The organism is Pseudoflavonifractor capillosus (assembly GCF_016899775.1).
Classification (GTDB): domain Bacteria; phylum Bacillota; class Clostridia; order Oscillospirales; family Oscillospiraceae; genus Lawsonibacter.
Map to the genome: position 1 here is coordinate 1 of NZ_JACJJE010000143.1, position 883 is coordinate 883.

General features: G+C 60.7%; 1 protein-coding gene. It reads right to left on the bottom strand.

The window, feature by feature from the left end; translation table 11 throughout:
• On the bottom strand, nucleotides 1-806 hold an 806-nt coding region (locus H6B31_RS16715), incomplete at its 3' end, for a hypothetical protein (protein ID WP_204899529.1).
• Nucleotides 807-883 lie beyond the last annotated feature (77 nt).

Here is an 883-nt window from a genome sequence, read left to right on the forward strand (position 1 = left end):
GCCAGCTCCCGGCCATACTCCGCCAAATCCACACCTCGAGGGATGACGGCGTAATGCTGAAGGTTCTGTGCATAGTCCAGTGCCTGGTCCAACCGGTGGCAGTCCTCCAACTCCAGGACTGCCTGCCATTTGTCCAGCCAGTGGGGTTCTCCCTGACCCTGCTCCGCCCAGACATAGCCGAAGTCGATGGCATGGCGTACCAGCTCGCCGGCGGAGTCATACTGGGATGGGATGTCCCTGAGCTGAGGCAGACAGCAGTCCACCTCCAGTACGATGCACTCCTGCAGCGTTTCTGCCTGGAGCGCGTCCAGTCCCAGCAGCAGCTCGTCTGGGTAAGCAACATCCATGTGCTCCCCGGTATCCGGGAAGCCCACCCACACGCCGTCCATGTTGCTCCGGCTGGCCAGCTTCACCCGTATGGCGTAGTCTCCGACCACCGGCTGGAGAAGTTGGGGCTCCTCTGGCCTGGGAACCGTGGGGGAGGATCTCCGCAGGTAGTGGCCCTGGCAGAAGATCCCCCTGTCCTGCTCCTGGTAAGCTGCGCCCACCTGTCCCACATGGAGAAAGGGAACCGCTTTTGGCGAGGGTCGCTCCAGATGCTCCAGGACGAACCGTCCCAGGGCCTCGTTGTCACCGGCTCCGTAGTAGAGGTCGAAACAGGGAAGCTGATTGGCCAGCTCCATAGCGCGGTCAATGCGTTCTGGATGCTCCAATGCCAGCGCGCCGGCAAACAGCAGGCACTCTTTGGCTGTCATATTCTCAAATCGTCGCTCCAGCCAGTCATGGTCTGCTTTGCCCATCTCCATGCCGTCCAACAGATGAAAAAGTCTCTCCTGCTGCTTCAACGATTCATTCCCCCCATCTCCAGGTGCGGTTTCTCCAT